Genomic DNA, 17618 nt, shown 5'->3' on the forward strand with positions numbered 1-17618 from the left:
TCCGCCTCAAGTGTCGGACGGGGTCGTTTCGCCAACCCTCATAATTTCCCAATGTAACTCTATTCCACTGGATTCGAAAACCCTTTTTCGCACCTCTTCGCCCAATCCTTCGAGCTCGGCGGCGGTGGCGTTTCCAGTATTCACGAGGAAATTGGGATGTTTGGGACTCATCTGCGCGCCGCCGCGTGTTGCGCCCCGCATTCCTGCCTCGTCAATCACCTTCCATGCTTTGAGATCATGGCGATCATCCGCCCGCCCTGTGCTGGAAAATCCAGCCGGATTGCGAAAGGTCGATCCGGCCGTACGGTCCTTTGTGGGTTGGGTTTCGTCGCGCTTTTTAAGCTGTGCTTCCATACAGTCGGCAAGCTCTTGCGGATCGCCTTTGGTCCCTTCAAAGGTCGCCTGAGTGATCACCCAGCCCTCGGGCAGATCAGTCTGGCGGTATTGGAAATTCAGGTCGTCGGCAGTCAGCGTCACAACCTCGCCCGCCCGCGTAACGGCCCGCGCAGAAACAAAATGATCGGCAACATATGACCCATAGCAGCCCGCATTCATGCGCACGGCTCCGCCGATGGCGCCGGGAATGGTGCGCAGGAAGGTCAGGTCAATGCCTGCTTCACCCGCACGTTTGGCGACATGCGCATCAAGCGCGGCCACTCCGGCTGTGACCCGCGTGCCATCAATCTCGATGGCATTAAAGCCGCGCCCGAGGCGGATCACTACGGCCCGAAGACCGCCATCGCGGACGATCAGGTTTGATCCCACCCCCATCGGAAAAACAGGAACGGCAGGATCAAGCTCTCCCAGAAACGCCGCAAGATCATCCTCGTCAGCCGGTTGAAACAGCCAGTCCGCAGGCCCTCCGACACGCAGCCAGGTCAGATCAGCCAGACTGCGATCTGGTGTCAGCTTACCGCGTGGTGTGGGTAAATCAGCCGTCATTGCGCCGCCATTTCCACCAGCCAAACGCCGCACCTGCCAGGGTTCCGGCAAGCGCAGGCCCAAAGACAAAAGCCGATAGGACCATATTGTCGATGGCTTCGAAACTGGGGGCATTTGAGGCCGCGTTGTTCACAACAAGTCCGATCAAACACCCCACACCCATCAGCCCCGCAATCCAGCCTCTCCTATGACGGATGGACAAAGCGCTGATCACAGCAGGCAGCAAAACCCCCACAGCAATGGCAAGAACAAGGCCCACAATAACCAATGTCTTTCTCCCGAACCGCTAGGACTGTTCTTTGCCGCGTCCCAGCATGCGTCTAGCCCAACGTCCCAGATAAACAATCGGCCAGCGCAAGAGGCTCATACCCGCAGCCAGGACAAACAGCCCCACCCAAGGCCCGTTCTGATACACCACATAGCCCAAAAGCGGGATGCCTATGCCGATCAGAACATATGCGCGAAACCACAGGTTATCTTTGCTTGGGATCATGGCCAGCACGTTGGCCGCAATGGCCCAGAGGCAGGCGAGGATCAATGAAAGGTTCACTTTGGCACCTCCGGCTTTTGCCCCAAAGCGCGTTTCCAAAAATAGCGCAGCGGATTGCGAAACATGGAGAGAAAGGCGAAAAGCGCCAGCGCGCCCACCAAAAGCCCAAAATCACGGCCAATCATGTAGATGAGGACCGGCGCGGCGAGTAAAAGCGCAATACCGGGAGTGTATTGATACCGCATGGGCAGAAACGCCACGATGGTCGCAGCGATCACCCAGAGACCGGATATGACCAAAAGCGACAAAGCTACGCCTTCAACCGCTCTGGCAACCCGTTGGCCCAGGCGCTGATCGTACCGGCCCCCAGACAAACAACCATATCTCCAGGGCGAGCCTGTTCGCGGACCAGTCGTTCCAGATCATCCTCACCCAGAATCGCACGCGCATGGCGATGGCCATGGCGAATGAGACCCTCAACCAGATCATCACGGCTTGCCCCCTGAATGGGATCTTCGCCCGCGGCAAAGACCTCGGCAATCGCCACCACATCGGAGTCGTTGAAACAGGCGCAAAAGTCGTCAAACAAATCAGACAGGCGCGTGTAGCGATGCGGCTGATGCACCGCGATGATGCGCCCCTCGGTGGCTTGGCGTGCTGCTTTCAATACGGCGGCGATTTCCACCGGGTGGTGGCCATAATCGTCGATGATGGTTACGCCATTCACCTCACCCACGCGGGTGAACCGACGGTTCACCCCCCCGAACGCCGCAAGTGCTTCGCGGATTTCCTCAAGCTTCATGCCAAGCGCACGCGCCACAGCCACCGCCGACAGCGCATTTGACACGTTGTGATCCCCCGGCATCGGCAAGCTGCAGCCTTCGATAACTTTATCCTCGGCCTGCAGTGCCACGTCAAAATGCGCCACACCGGCCTTATAGGTCAGGTTCATCGCCCGCACATCGGCCTGCGCATTAAACCCGAACGTTACCACGCGCCGGTCGCTGATTTTGCCCACAAGCGTCTGCACATCCGGATCATCGGTACAGCAGATCGCCAGACCGTAGAACGGGATGTTCGAGACAAAATCGAGGAAACCCTGATGCAGGTTTTCCTCAGTGCCCCAATGCTCCATATGCTCCGGGTCGATATTGGTGACAATCGCAATGGTCGCGGGCAGACGATTAAAGGTCCCGTCGCTTTCATCGGCCTCCACCACCATCCATTCGCCCTGCCCCACACGCGCGTTGGAGTCGTAGGCATGGATGATGCCGCCATTGATCACCGTGGGGTCGAATTTACCGTGGTCCAGCACTGCGGCGACCATGGTCGTAGTGGTTGTCTTGCCATGGGTCCCCGCGACCGCGACGTTGGATTTGAGCCGCATCAACTCAGCAAGCATCTCGGCACGCCGCACCACTGGCAGACCACGCTTGCGCGCCTCATCCAGTTCCGCATTGCCCGGTTTTATGGCGCTTGAGATGACCACAACTTCAGCATTTTCGAGGTTCTCTGCGACCTGACCTTCAAAGACCGTCGCCCCTTGCGCCTCCAACCGGTCGGTAATCTTGGAGCGTTTCAGGTCTGAGCCCTGCACCACATACCCGTGGTTCAACAACACCTCGGCAATACCCGACATGCCAATGCCGCCGATGCCCACAAAGTGGATCGGCCCCACATCGCCCGGAAGCTTGGTGGCTGCGTTCATCGGTTTGGCTCCTTCAAGTGAAAGGTCCCTCATGTCGTTCTGCTCCTGGCAAGTTCTTCTACCATATCCGCCAGGTGCTGTGGCGCGTCCGGCATAGCCACGCTCAACGCGGCCTGTGACATCTGCAACGCGCCCTCGGGCGAGTTCAGCACCGTGGCTATCTGCTCTGAAACCGTGTCGATGTCCAGCCGCGATTCCGGAATGATAATGGCGGCCCCTGCCCCGGACAACCCTTTGGCATTGGCGGTTTGATGATCATCTGCGGCCGCCGCGTAGGGGATCAGGATCGAGGGCCGGCCAATCACCGAAATGTCGGCCACCGAAGATGCCCCCGCCCGGCTGATCACCAGTTGCGCTTCTGACATGCGGTTAGGTAAATCGCGAAAGAAGGGTTCGACATCGGCATTGATGCCCTGATCGGCATAAAACTGGGCCACGCGCGCCTGATCCTCGTCTCGCGCCTGATGGCTCACGCGAATGTTGCGCAGCATGCCCGACGGCAGCGCGGCAATCGCCGGCGGGATCACGTCACTCAGAATACGCGCGCCCTGACTGCCACCGATCACAAGGATCGACATCGGATAGTCTCCCGGAGGAATATAGCCCGCCGCCGCGCGCTCCAGCACCGCAAGCCGCACAGGGTTGCCGACATGCACCGCCTCTGCGCCGTCCGGCAAGGTCGTGGGCCACACTCCACAAGCCACACGGTCAACCCTTTTGGCAAAAAGCCGGTTCACCCGCCCCGGTACGCCATTGGCCTCGTGGATCATCCGCGGCAGACGCAGGATCGTGGCTGCACTCAGCGCGGGGATCGTGGGATAACCGCCGAAACCGACCACCACATCGGGCTTTGTTCGCGCCATACGCAGCGCCGCACCCATCACACCACCCGCAATATGCAGCGGTGCCAGAATTTTGTTGACCAAACCGCCCCGCGCAAAAGTGGCAGAAGCGACCTGTTCTACCTCCGTGCTATGAGGAAAACCGCCCGTGTATCGCGCCCCGCGCGCATCGGTCGAGAGCCGCACGCGCCAGCCCCGTCGCAGCATCACCTCGGCCAGCGATTGGGCGGGAAACATATGCCCGCCAGTGCCGCCGGCGGCGATCACCAACAGAGGCTGCTTGTCACTCACCGAACCCGTCCGCGCAGGATATCGTTGATTTCACCCTGAGGGCGCGCGCGGGTGAAGGCAAAGAGCATGCCCACGGCTATCCCCATCGCCACCAGCGAAGAGCCACCGTAGCTCACGAATGGCAAGGTCATACCCTTGGCTGGCAAAAGCCGTACCGCAACGCCCATATTGATCATCGCCTGCACGCCAAGGATTGCCACCAGCCCGGTACCTGCCAGACGAATAAATGTGTCACGCTCCCGCATCAGACGAGTGAGCGACCGCACGACGATGGTCACATAGAGCGCAATAATGAAGAGCACGAGCACCAGCCCATATTCTTCAGCCGCCACGGCGATGATGAAATCGGTGTGCGCATCCGGCAGTGACCATTTGACCGATCCTTCGCCTACGCCAACCCCAAAGAACCCGCCTTCGCGGATGGCGTTTGTCGCAAAGCCAAGCTGAGTGTTGGGGTCGACTTCGGGTGACAGAAACCCATCAATCCGGCGTGCGAAATGCTCGGAATTGGTATAGGCCAGCGAGCCCGCGCCAACCACAAGGGCCGCCATGACCACCAACAACAAGATGGGCGCACCGGCGACAAAATACATTACACCCCACCCAAAGAGCACCAAACAAGCCTGCCCAAAATCAGGCTGCACAGCCAGCATCAGGACAATCATGATCGTCAGAACAAAGCTCATACGCATGCCCGGTGGGCCGTTGATCTCCTGCCCGGCCGCAATAAGCCAGGCTGCCACAACGACAAACCCGGGCTTGAGAAACTCCGAAGGCTGAATGGCCCCAAAGCCCAAGCTGTACCATCGCACAGCCCCCTTGCCGAAATCCGTGCCAAAGAACGGCAAAAAAGCCAGTGCCACAAAAGCTGCGATGAACCCAAGGATCGCCAAGCGCCGCACAAGTGAGGGCCGCATCATCGAGGTCAATACCATCGCCAGAAGGGCGACAAACCCAAAGGTTGCTTGCCTCTGGACATAATGAAACGGCTCAAATCCGTTTTTTTCGGCCAGGGGCGGCGAGGCCGCAAAACCCAACAGCAAGCCAACACCGAAGAGCATCAGCACACAGGACATTGACCACTTGTCGATCGTCCGCCACCATTTTGGAAGAATCGGCTCCACTTCCCGCGCGGGATGCGTGCCATACACCATCTCTGTCATTTAAAACCGCCGAACACTGCCTCAAAACGCCCCTTATGGGGTCTGTTCCTATCAGTGTACCGAATTTATGCGCCTGCTGCCAGCCTTTTTGAACACGGGTCTAGGCGAATTCCGGCTTCTTTCTTGTGAAAAGTACCCAAAAGCCGCCACTCAAAGCCGGGCGCGCAGCTCGGCAATAAAATCCTCACCGCGTTTCTCAAAGCTGTCATATTGATCAAAACTGGCCGCCGCCGGGGCCAGAAGCACCGTATCGCCTGGCTGCGCCTCTTCTACAGCACGCGCCACAGCGCGCGCCATTGTGGTGCAGGTCTCAGCTTCAGTATCACCCAGCTGAAGCGCAAACACATCCGCCTCGCGCCCGATCACATACGATTTGGTCACGTTGCGCAGGCCAGGTTTCAGCCCGGCCAGCCCGCCGTCCTTTTCAAGCCCCCGCAAATCCAGCGGATGTTCTTGAACGCCAAAAGCGCCATAAGGGCCGCATCAACATTTGTGGCCTTGCTGTCATTAACGAAGGTGACACCGTCTTTCTCGGCCACAATCTGGCTGCGGTGCGGCAGACCGGCGAAACTGTGAAAGGCGTCTTCAATTATCCGCGGTGCCAACCCAAGTGCCCGACATGCCGCAAAAGCGGCACAGGCATTTTGGTGATTATGCACCCCAGGCAAGCCTTTGATCGGACGCAGGTCCACCGAAGCGGCCTGTCGCCCCTTGCGGTACTCCGACAAGAAACCCTTGCGTGCAAAAACCGACCAACCAGGACCGTCCAGCTTGGCGTCAACCGACACGCGGATCACCCGGTCATCGCCCGGCCCCTCAGAGAGCTGCCCCGCCAAAAAGCGTCCTTCGGCCTCATCAACACCAATGATCCCTCGATCTGGTCCGCCCTCGGCAAAAAGTCGGCGCTTGGCGGCGAAGTACCCGCCAAAGCCGCCGTGGCGGTCCAGATGATCAGGGCTGAGATTGGTGAACACCGCCACATCAGGCGTGAGCGCGCGCGCGAGTTCGGTCTGATAGCTGCTGAGTTCCAGTACCACCACACCGCCATCCTGCGGTGGGTCGATATCGAGCACACCTCGGCCAATATTTCCGGCCAGTTGTGCGTCGCGTCCCGCCTCGCTCAGTACGTGATGAATGAGCGCGGAAGTCGTGGATTTGCCGTTTGATCCGGTGATGGCGATCACCCGTGGCGCGGTGTCAAAACTGTCCCACTCCTGTGTGGCCAGCGACCGGAAAAATAGGCCGATATCGTTGTCCACCGGCACGCCCGCCGCTTGTGCTGCCACCACGGCCTTGTTGGGTGCGGGATAAAGATGCGGAATGCCGGGGCTGACGATCAGCGCCGCAATGCCCTCGTAGTCCGATGCGCGACCGAGGGGGGCCACATCAAACCCCTCTTCATGCGCCGCTTCGCGTGCACCTGGGTTGTCGTCCCAGCAGATGGGTGTTGCCCCGCCCGCCTTGAGCGCACGCGCCGCCGAGAGCCCCGAGCGACCCAGACCCAGCACGGCCACTTTCTGATCTTTGAAGCCCTGCACTGCAATCATGACGCACCTGCCTGTGCCAGCTTAAGCAAAACATCCATGGCCTGATCCGCCAATTCGGAGGGCACAAAAGCATGGTCATGATGATAGGCCGCCACCATGTTGCAGGGAATATGCGCTCCGGCCAAAGCTGAGGCCACCGCCGCCGTGAGGCCAACGCCATCCAGTGCCGAATGCACCGACAGCGTGATGCGCGTCATGGGCATCTCAAGCGCAAAGCCCAGATCCCGTGCCGCAACTTCTGGCAGGATCAGCGACTGTCCCTCTTCCTCAGCAAACACAGTCAGTGCATGAGGCACAGCCTTGGCCGCCAAATTCTTGTCGTCTGTCGTGCAGAAGAACCATGTCTCCGGGTCGCGCATCGGGGCCATGCCCGCGATCATGGCGGCCGTGTCCTTGATGGGCGCGCCCGACGTCATCAGCGCACCTTCAACGTGGCCAGCCCGATCATCGCGAGGATGAGGGCAATAATCCAGAACCGGATCACGATCTGCGACTCAGCCCAGCCTTTCTTTTCAAAATGGTGGTGGATGGGTGCCATCAGAAACACGCGTTTGCCGGTTCGTTTGAAGTAGAGCACCTGAATGATCACGCTGAGCGCTTCGACCACAAAAAGCCCCCCTACAATCGCCAGCACCACCTCATGTTTGGAAGCCACGGCAATGGCCCCCAAAGCACCGCCCAAAGCCAACGAACCGGTGTCCCCCATAAAGACCGCTGCAGGCGGAGCATTGTACCACAGAAAGCCAAGCCCGCCGCCAAAGAGCCCCGCCACAAAGATCAGGATCTCGCCTGTACCCGGCACATAATGCACGTCTAGATATTCAGTGAAGTCCACGCGCCCAACGGCATAGGCAATCACACCCAGCGCACCTGCTGCGATCATCACCGGCATGATCGCCAGCCCATCAAGCCCATCGGTCAGGTTGACGGCATTGGCCGCCCCCACGATGACGAACATCGCAAATGGAATAAAGAAAAAGCCCAGATTGATCAGCGTGTCTTTGAACACCGGAAGGGCAAGGCGGTATTGCAAGGCCTCGGGATGATACATCGTCGCCCAGTATGACGCGATCGCCGCAATCGCGACACCAAGCGCCAAACGCACCTTTCCCGGAGCGCCCTTTACCGTTTGTTTGGACACCTTGGCATAGTCGTCCCAAAAGCCGATCAAACCAAAGGACAGAGTGACAAAAAGCACCAGCCACACAAAAGGATTGTCGAGCCTGGCCCAAAACAATGTCGACGTCAGAAGTGCACCCACAATCAGCAAGCCGCCCATGGTGGGTGTTCCCGACTTGGCGACATGGCTTTCGGGGCCGTCATCCCGGATCGGCTGGCCCTTGCCCTGCTTGCGGCGCAGCACGTTGATCAGCGGTTTGCCGAACATAAAACCGAAAAAGAGCGCCGTTAGAAAAGCGCCTCCGGCACGGAACGTGATGTATCGAAAAAGGTTGAAGAAATCCCCGCCGTCCGACAGCGCGGTTAACCAATACAGCATCTACACATCCTCTTCTTCACGCGTCCCACCGCGCGCTGCACGTCTGAGCGCCTCAACCACGCGGCTCACCCGGCTGCCTTTGGAGCCTTTGACCAGGATCACGTCACCTGCATCAATCAAGCGGGCCGCCTGGGCTGCAAGCTCTTCGGCTTCGTTCACCCAGCGTCCCCGCTTACGCTCTGGCAGCGCATCGTAAAGCGCGCGCATCCGTGACCCGACACAATGGACAATGTCAAGCTCTTGCATGGCTGGAAGATTGGCCAGATCGGCATGAAGCACTGCCTCATCAGGGCCTAGTTCCAACATATCCCCCAAAACCGCGATACGGCGACCCGCGGCGACACGCCCGATGTCGTCCTCGGGAACCGTTCCCGCCAAAACCGCCAGCGACGCCTCCATTGAGGCGGGGTTGGCGTTAAACGCATCGTCAATAAGCGCGATGGTCAGCGTCTCATCGGCCACATCCAGCAAAAGCGTCTCATGCGTGCCGCGCCCCGAAGGCGGATGCCAGCGACCCAGATCCGACACCGCAACATCGAGGTCTGCGCCCATGGCATCCACGGCGGCCAGAACGGCGAGCGCGTTGGCGGCGAAGTGCGCTCCGGGTGTGCCGACCTTGAAGAGTACATGTTCACCTGAAACCTGCGCCTTGGCCACAGTAGAGGTGTTGTGGACCTGTACGTCCCTCAATTGCCAATTGAGACCTTCACTTTCGCCAAAGGACACCACGGTCCCGGCCAGGCGCTCTGCGGTCTCGCGCAGGATTGCCGCTGTGTCCACATCACCATTCACAATCGCCGTGCCGTTCGGCTCTAGCCCTTCAAAGATTGACGCCTTTTCATGCGCGATGCCTTCGATATTCTCGAACGCCTCAAGATGCGCAGGTGCCACGGTGGTGACGATCGCCACATGTGGACGCGCCATGCGTGATAGAGGTGCGATCTCTCCGGGATGGTTCATGCCGATCTCGATGACGGCGAATTCGGTGTCTACGGGCATCCGCGCCAACGTCAGCGGAACACCCCAATGGTTGTTGTAACTGGCCTCTGCCGCATGCGTCCGCCCCTGTCCGGCCAGCACCGTGCGCAGCATGTCCTTGGTCGAAGTCTTGCCCACCGATCCGGTCACGGCAACAACACGCGCTTCTGTCCTTGCACGCGCGGCCTGCCCCAAAGCCTCCAGCGCAGGTAAAACATCTTTCACCACCAGAAGCGGCGCCTCGGGGTCCACATCCTTAGGCACATGGCTGACCAGCGCCGCTGCCGCGCCCTTGGCAAGCGCTTGTGCAACAAAATCATGCCCGTCGCGCACATCCCTGAGCGCCACGAACAAATCGCCGGGCTTCAGCGTGCGCGTATCAATCGAAACACCCGAGGCCGACCAATCCTGCGTGTTTTCCCCGCCTGTGGCCGCTGCGGCCTCGGCTGCGGTCCAGAGACTCATACGCCCAGCCCGTCAAGTGCGGCCACAGCCACACTTGCCTGTTCGCAATCATCAAATGGCAGGGTGTCATCGCCGATGACCTGACCCGTTTCGTGCCCCTTGCCGCAAATCAAAAGCGCATCTCCCGGCCCAAGCGCATCAACGCCGCGCAGGATCGCTTCGGCACGGTCGCCCACTTCCATCGCATGATCACTCGCGCCTGCCTCGGTCACACCTTCCATCACAGCCGCCCGGATCACGGCGGGATCCTCTGAGCGCGGGTTATCATCCGTAACGATCACCTGATCGGCGTGCTCTGCGGCGGCGGCCCCCATCAGGGGTCTTTTGCCCTGATCGCGATCTCCACCTGCCCCCACAATCGCCACAAGCCGACCCAGAACATGCGGGCGGAACGCTTGAAGCGCGGTGGCCACGGCATCAGGTGTATGTGCGTAATCAACAAACACCGCCGCGCCGTTTTTGCGCGTGGCCGCAAGCTGCATCCGTCCCCGAACCGTGTCCATGCGCGGCAGCGTGTTGAACACCAGGTCAGGATCAGCCCCCGCCGCAATCGCAAGCCCTGCAGCCATCAGAACATTGTCAGTCTGAAACCCACCGATCAGATTGACCTCAGCCTGGTGCACCTGACCACGCCAGTCAAAGCGCAGCGTTTGGCCGGTGGGCGAAAAGCGCCTGTCCAAAATGCGCAGGTCCGCACCTTCTGCCGACCCGATGCGCATGACATCCTGCCCCCGGCGCTTGGCCACCTCAATCATGTCCGCGCCGCGCGGGTCGTCTATGTTGATGACCGCTGTCCCGTCTTCAGGCAGCACGCGCGAAAAAAGCCCTGCTTTGGCCTCAAAATACGCTTCAAACGTCTTGTGGTAGTCCAGATGGTCCTGGCTCAGATTGGTAAACCCGGCAGCCGCAAGACGCACCCCATCAAGCCTGCGCTGTTCCAATCCATGACTGGAGGCTTCCATCGCCGCATGGGTGATGCCATGCAGCGCCGCTCCGACAAGCGCGCGATGCAGCGTGATGGGTTCCGGTGTTGTATGGGCCAGCGGTGCTTCCCACGCGCCTTCCACACCCGTGGTGCCAAGATTGACCGCCTCCAGCCCCAGCGCAATCCAGATCTGCCGGGTGAAATTCGCCACTGAGGTTTTACCGTTGGTGCCGGTCACGGCCACCATGGTTTCAGGCTGTTCTTCGAACCAAAGAGCGGCAGCAAAAGCAAGCGTCTGGCGCGGATCTTCAGCAATGATCAGCGCGGCATCGCATTCGGCCAGCTCTGCTTCGGCAATACGTGCGCCTTCGGGATCGGTCAGGATCGCCCCCGCCCCCATGCGCAACGCGTAGGTGATGAACTCACCGCCATGCACGCGGCTTCCCGGAAGGGCAGCAAAAAGATAGCCCTCTTTCACCTCGCGACTGTCAACCGCAAGCCCAGTGACATCGGCGCGCCGCCCTTGCTGCGCCGTCAGTCCCAGATCCGCCAAGGATTTGCTCTGCCCCACCACCTCTGTCCAGCCTTAGTTCAGCTTTTGTCTATTGGGTCGCCCCTGATGTGAGCGTTATACCGTCTAATACGGCAGGTTCAAACTCGGGCCGCAAACCCAAAAGTGGCGCCACCCGGCGGATGATCTCTGCCGCCACGGGAACGGCTGTCCATCCTGCGGTTCGGCGTGGCTCATCGCCCGAGGTTTCGACCGGCTCATCCAGCGTCACGACCAGCACATACTCCGGTTTGCTGGCCGGAAAGACACTGGCGAAAGTGGCCAGTACTTTCTCGTCGTAATACCCGCCATTTGGTTTGGGCTTATCCGCCGTGCCGGTCTTACCCGCCACCTCATACCCCGGCACTTCCCCGAAGGAGGCGGTGCCGCCGCCCACAACTTCGCGCAGCATTTTCATCGTGCGATCTGCTGCGGCCTTGGACATCACCTGCGGGCCGCGTTGATTACGTGGCTGCTTGAGCAAGGTCGGTTTCACCAGATACCCACCATTGGCCAGCGTGGCATATCCGGCAGCCAAATGCATGGGGCTTGTGGACATACCATGCCCATAAGCCACGGTCATGGTCGACAGCTCAGACCATTTGGGCGGCAAAAGAGGCTCTCCGCCTTTGGCCTCAACGATCTCGATGGGCGTGGCTTCAAACAGGCCCAAGGATTTCAGGAAATCCTGCTGGCGTTTGGCCCCGATCATCTGGGCAATCCGCGCGGTGCCGATGTTGGAGGATTTCACAATCACCTCAGTCACCGACAATTCGGGACCGTAATTGCGGAAATCGCGGATTTTGTGCTTGCCCCAGCGCAGCGGTCCTTTGGTGTCTATGATGGTCGACGGATTCACCAACCGCAAATCAAGCGCTTGCGCGACGGTGAAGCTCTTGAACACAGAGCCCAGTTCATACACCCCCTGCACAGCGCGGTTAAAAAGCGGGCTGTCCTCGGGATTGCCTTCGGTCGGAGGACGGGGTCGATCATTGGGGTCAAAATCCGGCAGGCTGGCCACAGCCAGAACCTCACCCGTCTCTACCTTCATCAAGACCGCCGCAGCACCCTTGGCATTCATCAACATCATGCCACCCTGCAGCACACGCTCCAGCGCAGATTGCACCGACAGATCAAGCGATAGCGTCAGCGGCTCATGGCCATACGCAGGGTCACGCAGGCGGTCGTCAAAATACTTTTCAACACCGGCCACGCCAATCACTTCGGCCGCATGCACGCCTTCCCGGCCAAAGCTGGCCCCGCCCATGACATGCGCCGCCAACCGTCCGTTGGGGTAAAGCCGCATCTCGCGCGGTCCAAAGAGCAGCCCCGGCTCACCAATATCGTGCACCGCCTGCACCTGCTCCGGGCTGAGTTTCTTTTTGACCCACAGGAACTTACGGCTTCCGGTGAAGTCCTTGAGCAAACGCTTTTCATCCAGATCGGGAAACAGCGCCACCAGTTCTTTGACCGCGCGCTCCGGCTCAACCATCTGCTGCGGTTGCGCATAAAGGCTGTGGGTTTCAAAATTTGTCGCAAGGATACGTCCATGGCGATCCACGATATCCGCGCGCTGCGCCAGAATCTCGACCCCGGCCACACCGGCACGCGGCTCTACCGGCTCTGACTGCGTCATGATCCCCATGCGTGCGCCGATGACAAGGAATGCAAGCGTGAAGAAAACGCCCATGACCAAAAGCCGCCCTTCGGCGCGCTGACGCGCCTGATCGCGCATTTCCTCGTGCCGCAGGCGAATGTTTTCGCGTTCAATCGCATCAGGGTTCTGCCCCGCATCCCGCGCTTTGAGGATTTGTGCCAGCGGACGCAACGGTGTTCTGATCATTGCTCTGCCTCCCGGTCCATCACTTCAACCGTGCTCCAGATATCCAGCGGTTCTTCGACACGCGGGAACGACACCTGATCAACTTTGCCAAACTGATTGGGCTGCAGCGGCAAAAGCCCCAACCGCTTGAAATTGATCTCGGCCAGGTCCCGCAACCGCTCAGGCCGGTTCAAATAGGCCCATTCCGCATTGAGAAACCGCAGCCTCTCACGCGCCTCGGCGATTTGCTGTTGCACTTCAACCGACCGCGCCTGCGCCTCTTGCGTCTCGTAGTTCTCCCGGTAGGCCCAAAAGGCCAACCCAATCACCATGAGAGAGGTCATTACATAATAAAAAGAGCGCATTAGTGTCGTCCTTTCGCAATCGGCATGCCAATGGCAGAGCGATCCACCGGACGCGCAGGTTCATCCGTACGCGTCGCCACACGTAGCTTGGCACTGCGCGCGCGGGGGTTTTGAGCAATTTCATCCGCATCCGCCACAATGGCCTTGCGGGTGGTTTGGGTGAATTGCGGCGCCTCGCGGGTCATTTCAGGGGCATGGCGACTGCCCTGCCCAGTAGAGCCGGTCTTGATCTGCAAAAACCGCTTCACCATGCGATCTTCAATCGAATGAAACGTGACCACGGCAAGATGCCCACCCGGTTTGAGCGCGCGCTCTGCCGCCTGCAAACCCTCAACCAGCTCGCCATATTCATCGTTCACCGCAATGCGGATCGCCTGAAAACTGCGGGTCGCAGGATGCGCCTGACCCGGTTTGGCACGGGGAAGAGCGCTCTCAATTATTTCCGCCAGTTGTAGCGTCGTAACGATTGGCACATCGGCGCGTTTGGTTACAATGGCACGCGCAATGCGGCGGCTGGCGCGTTCCTCACCATAAAGATAGAGAATATCGGCCAGCGCCGCCTCTTCCATCGTGTTGACCAACTCCGCCGCACTTGGCCCATCCTGGCTCATACGCATGTCGAGCGGGCCGTCTTTCATGAAGGAAAAGCCGCGTTGCGCCTGATCAAGCTGCATGGATGAGACACCAAGGTCGAGCACGATGCCATCAAAGTTTTGCCCGTGCTGATCCAGTTCGGAAAAGACGCCCTGCACCAAAGTGATCCGGTCGTCATACCCCGCGGCCCAACTTGCAGCCAACTCCATCGCCAGCGGATCGCGGTCCAGACCGGTCACATGATCGGCACCCGCCTCCAGCAGGGCGCGCGTATAGCCACCTGCACCCAACGTGCCGTCAAGCCAGCGGCCCGAGACCGGAGAAACAGCCGCAACAAGCGGCCCAATAAGCACAGGGATATGTGGGGACATTGCGGCAGCACTCCCCATCGCTCAATCCTCGCCCGGTGGGTAAACCAGAGTGAGGGGATCGAAGTCATCCGACTGCTCGGACAGCCAGGCCTCCATCTCGGCCCCTTCCGTGCCTTCATAGGTGTCGGCGTTCCAGATCTCAAAATACTCGCCCATGGCGACCATCGTTGCCTCGCCGTCCAGCCCAATCTGCTGGCGCAAACGCTGCGGCAGAACAATCCGGCCGTCCTTGTCAATTTCGGTATCCCAGGATTTGCCCAAGATCATCTTGCTGGCACGTTTACGCGCCTCGGACCCGCGCGGCATGGCACGGATATCGGCCTCGATCTCGGCCATCGCCTCAATCGTATAAGCCTGTAGACAATTCTTCAGATGGGGTCCGTGCAACACGACCATGCGAGGCAACGGGTTTTCCGGGCAGCGCGGGTCGCCATCGGCCAGCACAGCGCGAAAATCGGCAGGGATCGACATCCGACCCTTGCCGTCAACCTTCTGGTTAAACTCGCCTCTGAAGCTCAGCGTCACTGCGCGCCTGCCCCTCTTGTTCTGCCCCCGTTTCGATTTTTTTAGCCCCTGAAACGAAACGACGGATTGAGCTGCTGCCACTGCCCAATCCGCCGCCCTCGTCCCGCTTTGCGGGGTGTCCAGCTGCGCGCGCCACCTGGGGGGATGTCTGCTCGCCCGCGCGCCGGATCTCTCGTTGTGATGAAGCGGGTGCCTGTATGAAACCTGACTTGGAATTTTTCGGGGTTCTAAATGCCCCTCTTATCCCGTCCTCATCGTGCAAGAAGTAATACATGGTACTTCCTGGAACTCAATAAAAATTTACCCGAATAGCTACTGAATATGGTTTTTTCAGCTCTCCCAAAACAATATCTTGTATACCTATTGGGTAAAACAACACATAATTTGGGGTAAAAATAAATTATTAACACAACATATAGTGAATAATTTCCTTTCCTAAAAATTCCCATATTTTCCCGGATATTTCTCAAAGCACTACAATCAAAATGAGATCAAAACAAGAACATTTTGATTTCACATCAAAAATTCGCCTGAAATTCCACAAGTGATTCGCGTCAGACCATCGAAGATTCCATGATTTCCCGGCGCAAACACCACTCGGTTCCAGGCAATCCCATCCAGATGGGGAATTCAGTCGCAAAATGTCTGAAAACTGGGTGCGTCAGACCTTGCAAACGGAGGGCTTACTCTTCCACCGACCTGGCCGTCACCACAACTTCGATCAGATACCCCGGATCCAGCGCCACGCCTACGCAGGCCCGTTGTGGCCAGTTCGCCTCCGGACCGATCCAATCGTTCCACTCGACGTCCATCTCTGGTTTGAAGGCGATATCGCTCAGATACACCGTCGCCTGAAGCAGCTGAGTCTTGTCGCTGCCGACCTCGCGCAGAAGCCTATCAAGCTCCTCCAACGTATTTGCGGTCTGCGCCGCAATCCCATCCGCGCAAAACGGATCAGTGGCAACGATATAAGCCAGCCCACCGGCTTGTACGGCAGAACATCGGCCTATTGCCTCTCCGGGCATGCGTTTCACTTCAATCTCCAAGCCACTTGAACATCACCAACGCATCCACCAGCCCCTGCTCGGGATGTCGAAACGCGCGCGGCAACCGCCCCACAGTTTCAAACCCCAGCTTTATCCAAAGCGCTATCGCCCCCACATTGCTGGCGACCACAAAATTGAACTGCATGGCCTCATAACCCAAATCGCGCGCCGCAGTCTGGCTGTGAACACACATCGCCCGGGCAATCCCCTGCCCCTGTGCGGCCGGTGCCGTAATGTAACCGCAGTTGCAGACATGGGCACCACCGCCCTGCTGATTGGTCTTGATGTAATAGGTGCCAAGGATCTCGCCATCCCGCTCGGCCACATAGCTCGCCGCAGGCATATCGCACCGTAGGTGCAGAATGTCCTCACGCGAGATACCCGGATCAATGGCATAGGTATCCCCGGGCCGGATCACGTCGCGCAGGATCGGCCAGAGCGCGTCACGGTTATCGTCGCGCACTGGCCTTATCGTTAGGTCATCACGCGTTGACATCCACCACCACGCGGCCCTTGACCTGACCTTTGAGTATGTCCGCGCCCAACCCCGGCAAATCGGCGAGCGTCGCAGGCTGGATCATCGCCTCCAGCTTGTCCATCGGCAGGTCCTTGGCAATCCGCTCCCATGCGCGAAGGCGGTTCTCATAGGGTTGCATCACACTGTCGATACCCAACAGATTCACGCCGCGCAAGAGAAACGGAATGACCGTGGCGGGCAACCCTGCTCCCCCTGCCAAACCCACAGCCGCAACACTGCCGCCATACTTGATCTGACCAAGCGCGCGCGCCAGCATCTCGCCGCCCACGGCATCCACACATCCGCCCCAGGTCTCGGCCTCGAGCGGGCGCTTGGTGGTCTCGTTGATCTCTTCGCGTGCCACGATCTGCGTGGCCCCAAGGCTTTTAAGATAATCCGCCGTCTCGGGCCGTCCGGTCACACCCGCCACCTCATGACCCAGATTGGCCAGAATGGCCGTGGCCACGGACCCAACGCCACCAGCGGCGCCTGTGACCAAAACCGGCCCATCCTTGATCCCGTGATCTTCCAAAGCCATCACTGCAAGCATCGCCGTGAATCCGGCTGTGCCCACAGCCATCGCCTGGCGTGTATCAAGACCCATTGGCAAAGGAACAAGCCAGTCGGCGTTGACCCGCGCCTTTTGGGCATAGCCGCCCCAGTGCACCTCGCCCACACGCCAGCCGGTCAGAACAACCTTGTCACCGGGCTTGTACCGATCATCCTGAGACGCCTCGACGGTTCCGGCAAAGTCAATGCCCGGCACATGCGGATAGCTGCGCACCAATCCGCCGCCCGGCCCAATGCACAGGCCGTCCTTGTAATTCACTGTCGAGTATTCGACGGCGACGGTCACATTACCCTCGGGCAAATCCGCGTCACTGATTTCCTTGACCACAGCCGAGGTCTTGCCGCTCTCTTCGTCCTTTTCAACAACCAATGCGTTGAACATATCGCTCTCCATCCTGTCCTTGCAGAG

The 17618-nt window shown here is 59.3% G+C and carries 18 protein-coding genes and 1 pseudogene; all 19 read right to left on the minus strand.

Translation table 11 applies throughout. The features are described 5' to 3' along the window. Positions 1-6: 6 nt before the first annotated feature. The 19 genes and pseudogenes from murB to acuI all read right to left on the minus strand — a co-directional run bounded on the left by murB (position 7) and on the right by acuI (position 17591). Positions 7-942, minus strand: coding sequence for a UDP-N-acetylmuramate dehydrogenase (gene murB / locus RZ517_RS12380; protein ID WP_338548516.1), 936 nt, complete (start codon positions 940-942; stop codon positions 7-9). Then, positions 932-1210: a hypothetical protein gene (locus RZ517_RS12385; RefSeq protein ID WP_317057721.1), complete on the minus strand. Its 279-nt coding sequence runs from the start codon at positions 1208-1210 to the stop codon at positions 932-934. The genes murB and RZ517_RS12385 overlap by 11 nt, the downstream gene beginning before the upstream one ends. A gap of 18 nt (positions 1211-1228) precedes the next feature. Further along, positions 1229-1492, minus strand: a complete 264-nt coding sequence (locus RZ517_RS12390; RefSeq protein ID WP_338548517.1) for a DUF2484 family protein — start codon at positions 1490-1492, stop codon at positions 1229-1231. Further along, complete coding sequence (locus RZ517_RS12395) at positions 1489-1740, minus strand: DUF2484 family protein (RefSeq protein WP_338548518.1); 252 nt, start codon at positions 1738-1740, stop codon at positions 1489-1491. Before RZ517_RS12395 ends, RZ517_RS12390 begins: the two co-directional genes overlap by 4 nt. 2 nt (positions 1741-1742) lie before the next feature. Then, positions 1743-3140, minus strand: coding sequence for a UDP-N-acetylmuramate--L-alanine ligase (gene murC / locus RZ517_RS12400; protein WP_338551149.1), 1398 nt, complete (start codon positions 3138-3140; stop codon positions 1743-1745). A 29-nt stretch (positions 3141-3169) separates the two neighbouring features. Then, positions 3170-4219 carry a UDP-N-acetylglucosamine--N-acetylmuramyl-(pentapeptide) pyrophosphoryl-undecaprenol N-acetylglucosamine transferase gene (locus RZ517_RS12405; RefSeq protein ID WP_338551150.1) on the minus strand — a complete coding sequence of 350 codons (1050 nt, stop codon included), beginning with the start codon at positions 4217-4219 and terminating at the stop codon, positions 3170-3172. 50 nt (positions 4220-4269) lie between these two features. Next, entirely contained in the window at positions 4270-5436 is a 1167-nt protein-coding gene (ftsW, locus tag RZ517_RS12410; RefSeq protein WP_338548519.1) for a putative lipid II flippase FtsW, read from the minus strand. 150 nt (positions 5437-5586) lie between these two features. After that, positions 5587-6983 (minus strand): annotated as a pseudogene (gene murD, locus RZ517_RS12415) (UDP-N-acetylmuramoyl-L-alanine--D-glutamate ligase). Continuing rightward, positions 6980-7399 carry an ACT domain-containing protein gene (locus tag RZ517_RS12420; RefSeq protein ID WP_338548520.1) on the minus strand — a complete coding sequence of 140 codons (420 nt, stop codon included), beginning with the start codon at positions 7397-7399 and terminating at the stop codon, positions 6980-6982. Before RZ517_RS12420 ends, murD begins: the two are co-directional and overlap by 4 nt. After that, a complete protein-coding gene (gene mraY / locus RZ517_RS12425; protein ID WP_338548521.1) occupies positions 7399-8481 on the minus strand; it encodes a phospho-N-acetylmuramoyl-pentapeptide-transferase in 1083 nt (360 codons plus the stop codon). Before mraY ends, RZ517_RS12420 begins: the two co-directional genes overlap by 1 nt. Continuing rightward, on the minus strand, positions 8482-9924 hold the full coding sequence (locus RZ517_RS12430; RefSeq protein WP_338548522.1) for a UDP-N-acetylmuramoyl-tripeptide--D-alanyl-D-alanine ligase: 1443 nt from the start codon (positions 9922-9924) through the stop codon (positions 8482-8484). Next, entirely contained in the window at positions 9921-11423 is a 1503-nt protein-coding gene (locus RZ517_RS12435) for a UDP-N-acetylmuramoyl-L-alanyl-D-glutamate--2,6-diaminopimelate ligase (RefSeq protein ID WP_338548523.1), read from the minus strand. The genes RZ517_RS12430 and RZ517_RS12435 overlap by 4 nt, the downstream gene beginning before the upstream one ends. Positions 11424-11451: 28 nt before the next feature. Further along, positions 11452-13242: a peptidoglycan D,D-transpeptidase FtsI family protein gene (locus RZ517_RS12440; RefSeq protein ID WP_338548524.1), complete on the minus strand. Its 1791-nt coding sequence runs from the start codon at positions 13240-13242 to the stop codon at positions 11452-11454. Continuing rightward, on the minus strand, positions 13239-13586 hold the full coding sequence (gene ftsL / locus RZ517_RS12445; protein WP_338548525.1) for a cell division protein FtsL: 348 nt from the start codon (positions 13584-13586) through the stop codon (positions 13239-13241). Before ftsL ends, RZ517_RS12440 begins: the two co-directional genes overlap by 4 nt. Then, positions 13586-14551: a 16S rRNA (cytosine(1402)-N(4))-methyltransferase RsmH gene (gene rsmH / locus RZ517_RS12450; RefSeq protein ID WP_422395538.1), complete on the minus strand. Its 966-nt coding sequence runs from the start codon at positions 14549-14551 to the stop codon at positions 13586-13588. Before rsmH ends, ftsL begins: the two co-directional genes overlap by 1 nt. A 21-nt stretch (positions 14552-14572) precedes the next feature. After that, positions 14573-15076, minus strand: coding sequence for a division/cell wall cluster transcriptional repressor MraZ (locus tag RZ517_RS12455; RefSeq protein WP_338548527.1), 504 nt, complete (start codon positions 15074-15076; stop codon positions 14573-14575). A gap of 683 nt (positions 15077-15759) precedes the next feature. Next, positions 15760-16101 carry a RidA family protein gene (locus RZ517_RS12460; protein ID WP_338551151.1) on the minus strand — a complete coding sequence of 114 codons (342 nt, stop codon included), beginning with the start codon at positions 16099-16101 and terminating at the stop codon, positions 15760-15762. A gap of 10 nt (positions 16102-16111) precedes the next feature. Next, the gene (locus tag RZ517_RS12465) at positions 16112-16618 is read right to left on the minus strand and encodes a GNAT family N-acetyltransferase (protein WP_338548528.1); all 507 of its coding nucleotides are present in this window, start codon (positions 16616-16618) and stop codon (positions 16112-16114) included. Beyond that, positions 16605-17591, minus strand: a complete 987-nt coding sequence (gene acuI / locus RZ517_RS12470) for an acryloyl-CoA reductase (RefSeq protein WP_338548529.1) — start codon at positions 17589-17591, stop codon at positions 16605-16607. The genes RZ517_RS12465 and acuI overlap by 14 nt, the downstream gene beginning before the upstream one ends. Between the last annotated feature and the right edge of the window lie 27 nt (positions 17592-17618).

Source organism: Roseovarius sp. S88, assembly GCF_037023735.1.
In the GTDB taxonomy this organism is placed as follows: Bacteria; Pseudomonadota; Alphaproteobacteria; order Rhodobacterales; family Rhodobacteraceae; genus Roseovarius; species Roseovarius phycicola.

What these genes read in the sequence shown, in the direction of transcription:
- murB (WP_338548516.1), bottom strand. Translation starts at nt 942, where the DNA reads ATGACGGCTGATTTACCCACACCACGCGGTAAGCTGACACCAGATCGC.
- murC (WP_338551149.1), bottom strand. Translation starts at nt 3,140, where the DNA reads ATGAACGCAGCCACCAAGCTTCCGGGCGATGTGGGGCCGATCCACTTT.
- RZ517_RS12405 (WP_338551150.1), bottom strand. Translation starts at nt 4,219, where the DNA reads ATGTTTCCCGCCCAATCGCTGGCCGAGGTGATGCTGCGACGGGGCTGG.
- ftsW (WP_338548519.1), bottom strand. Translation starts at nt 5,436, where the DNA reads ATGACAGAGATGGTGTATGGCACGCATCCCGCGCGGGAAGTGGAGCCG.
- RZ517_RS12420 (WP_338548520.1), bottom strand. Translation starts at nt 7,399, where the DNA reads ATGACGTCGGGCGCGCCCATCAAGGACACGGCCGCCATGATCGCGGGC.
- mraY (WP_338548521.1), bottom strand. Translation starts at nt 8,481, where the DNA reads ATGCTGTATTGGTTAACCGCGCTGTCGGACGGCGGGGATTTCTTCAAC.
- RZ517_RS12430 (WP_338548522.1), bottom strand. Translation starts at nt 9,924, where the DNA reads ATGAGTCTCTGGACCGCAGCCGAGGCCGCAGCGGCCACAGGCGGGGAA.
- RZ517_RS12440 (WP_338548524.1), bottom strand. Translation starts at nt 13,242, where the DNA reads ATGATCAGAACACCGTTGCGTCCGCTGGCACAAATCCTCAAAGCGCGG.
- ftsL (WP_338548525.1), bottom strand. Translation starts at nt 13,586, where the DNA reads ATGCGCTCTTTTTATTATGTAATGACCTCTCTCATGGTGATTGGGTTG.
- rsmH (WP_422395538.1), bottom strand. Translation starts at nt 14,551, where the DNA reads ATGTCCCCACATATCCCTGTGCTTATTGGGCCGCTTGTTGCGGCTGTT.
- RZ517_RS12460 (WP_338551151.1), bottom strand. Translation starts at nt 16,101, where the DNA reads ATGCCCGGAGAGGCAATAGGCCGATGTTCTGCCGTACAAGCCGGTGGG.
- RZ517_RS12465 (WP_338548528.1), bottom strand. Translation starts at nt 16,618, where the DNA reads ATGTCAACGCGTGATGACCTAACGATAAGGCCAGTGCGCGACGATAAC.
- acuI (WP_338548529.1), bottom strand. Translation starts at nt 17,591, where the DNA reads ATGTTCAACGCATTGGTTGTTGAAAAGGACGAAGAGAGCGGCAAGACC.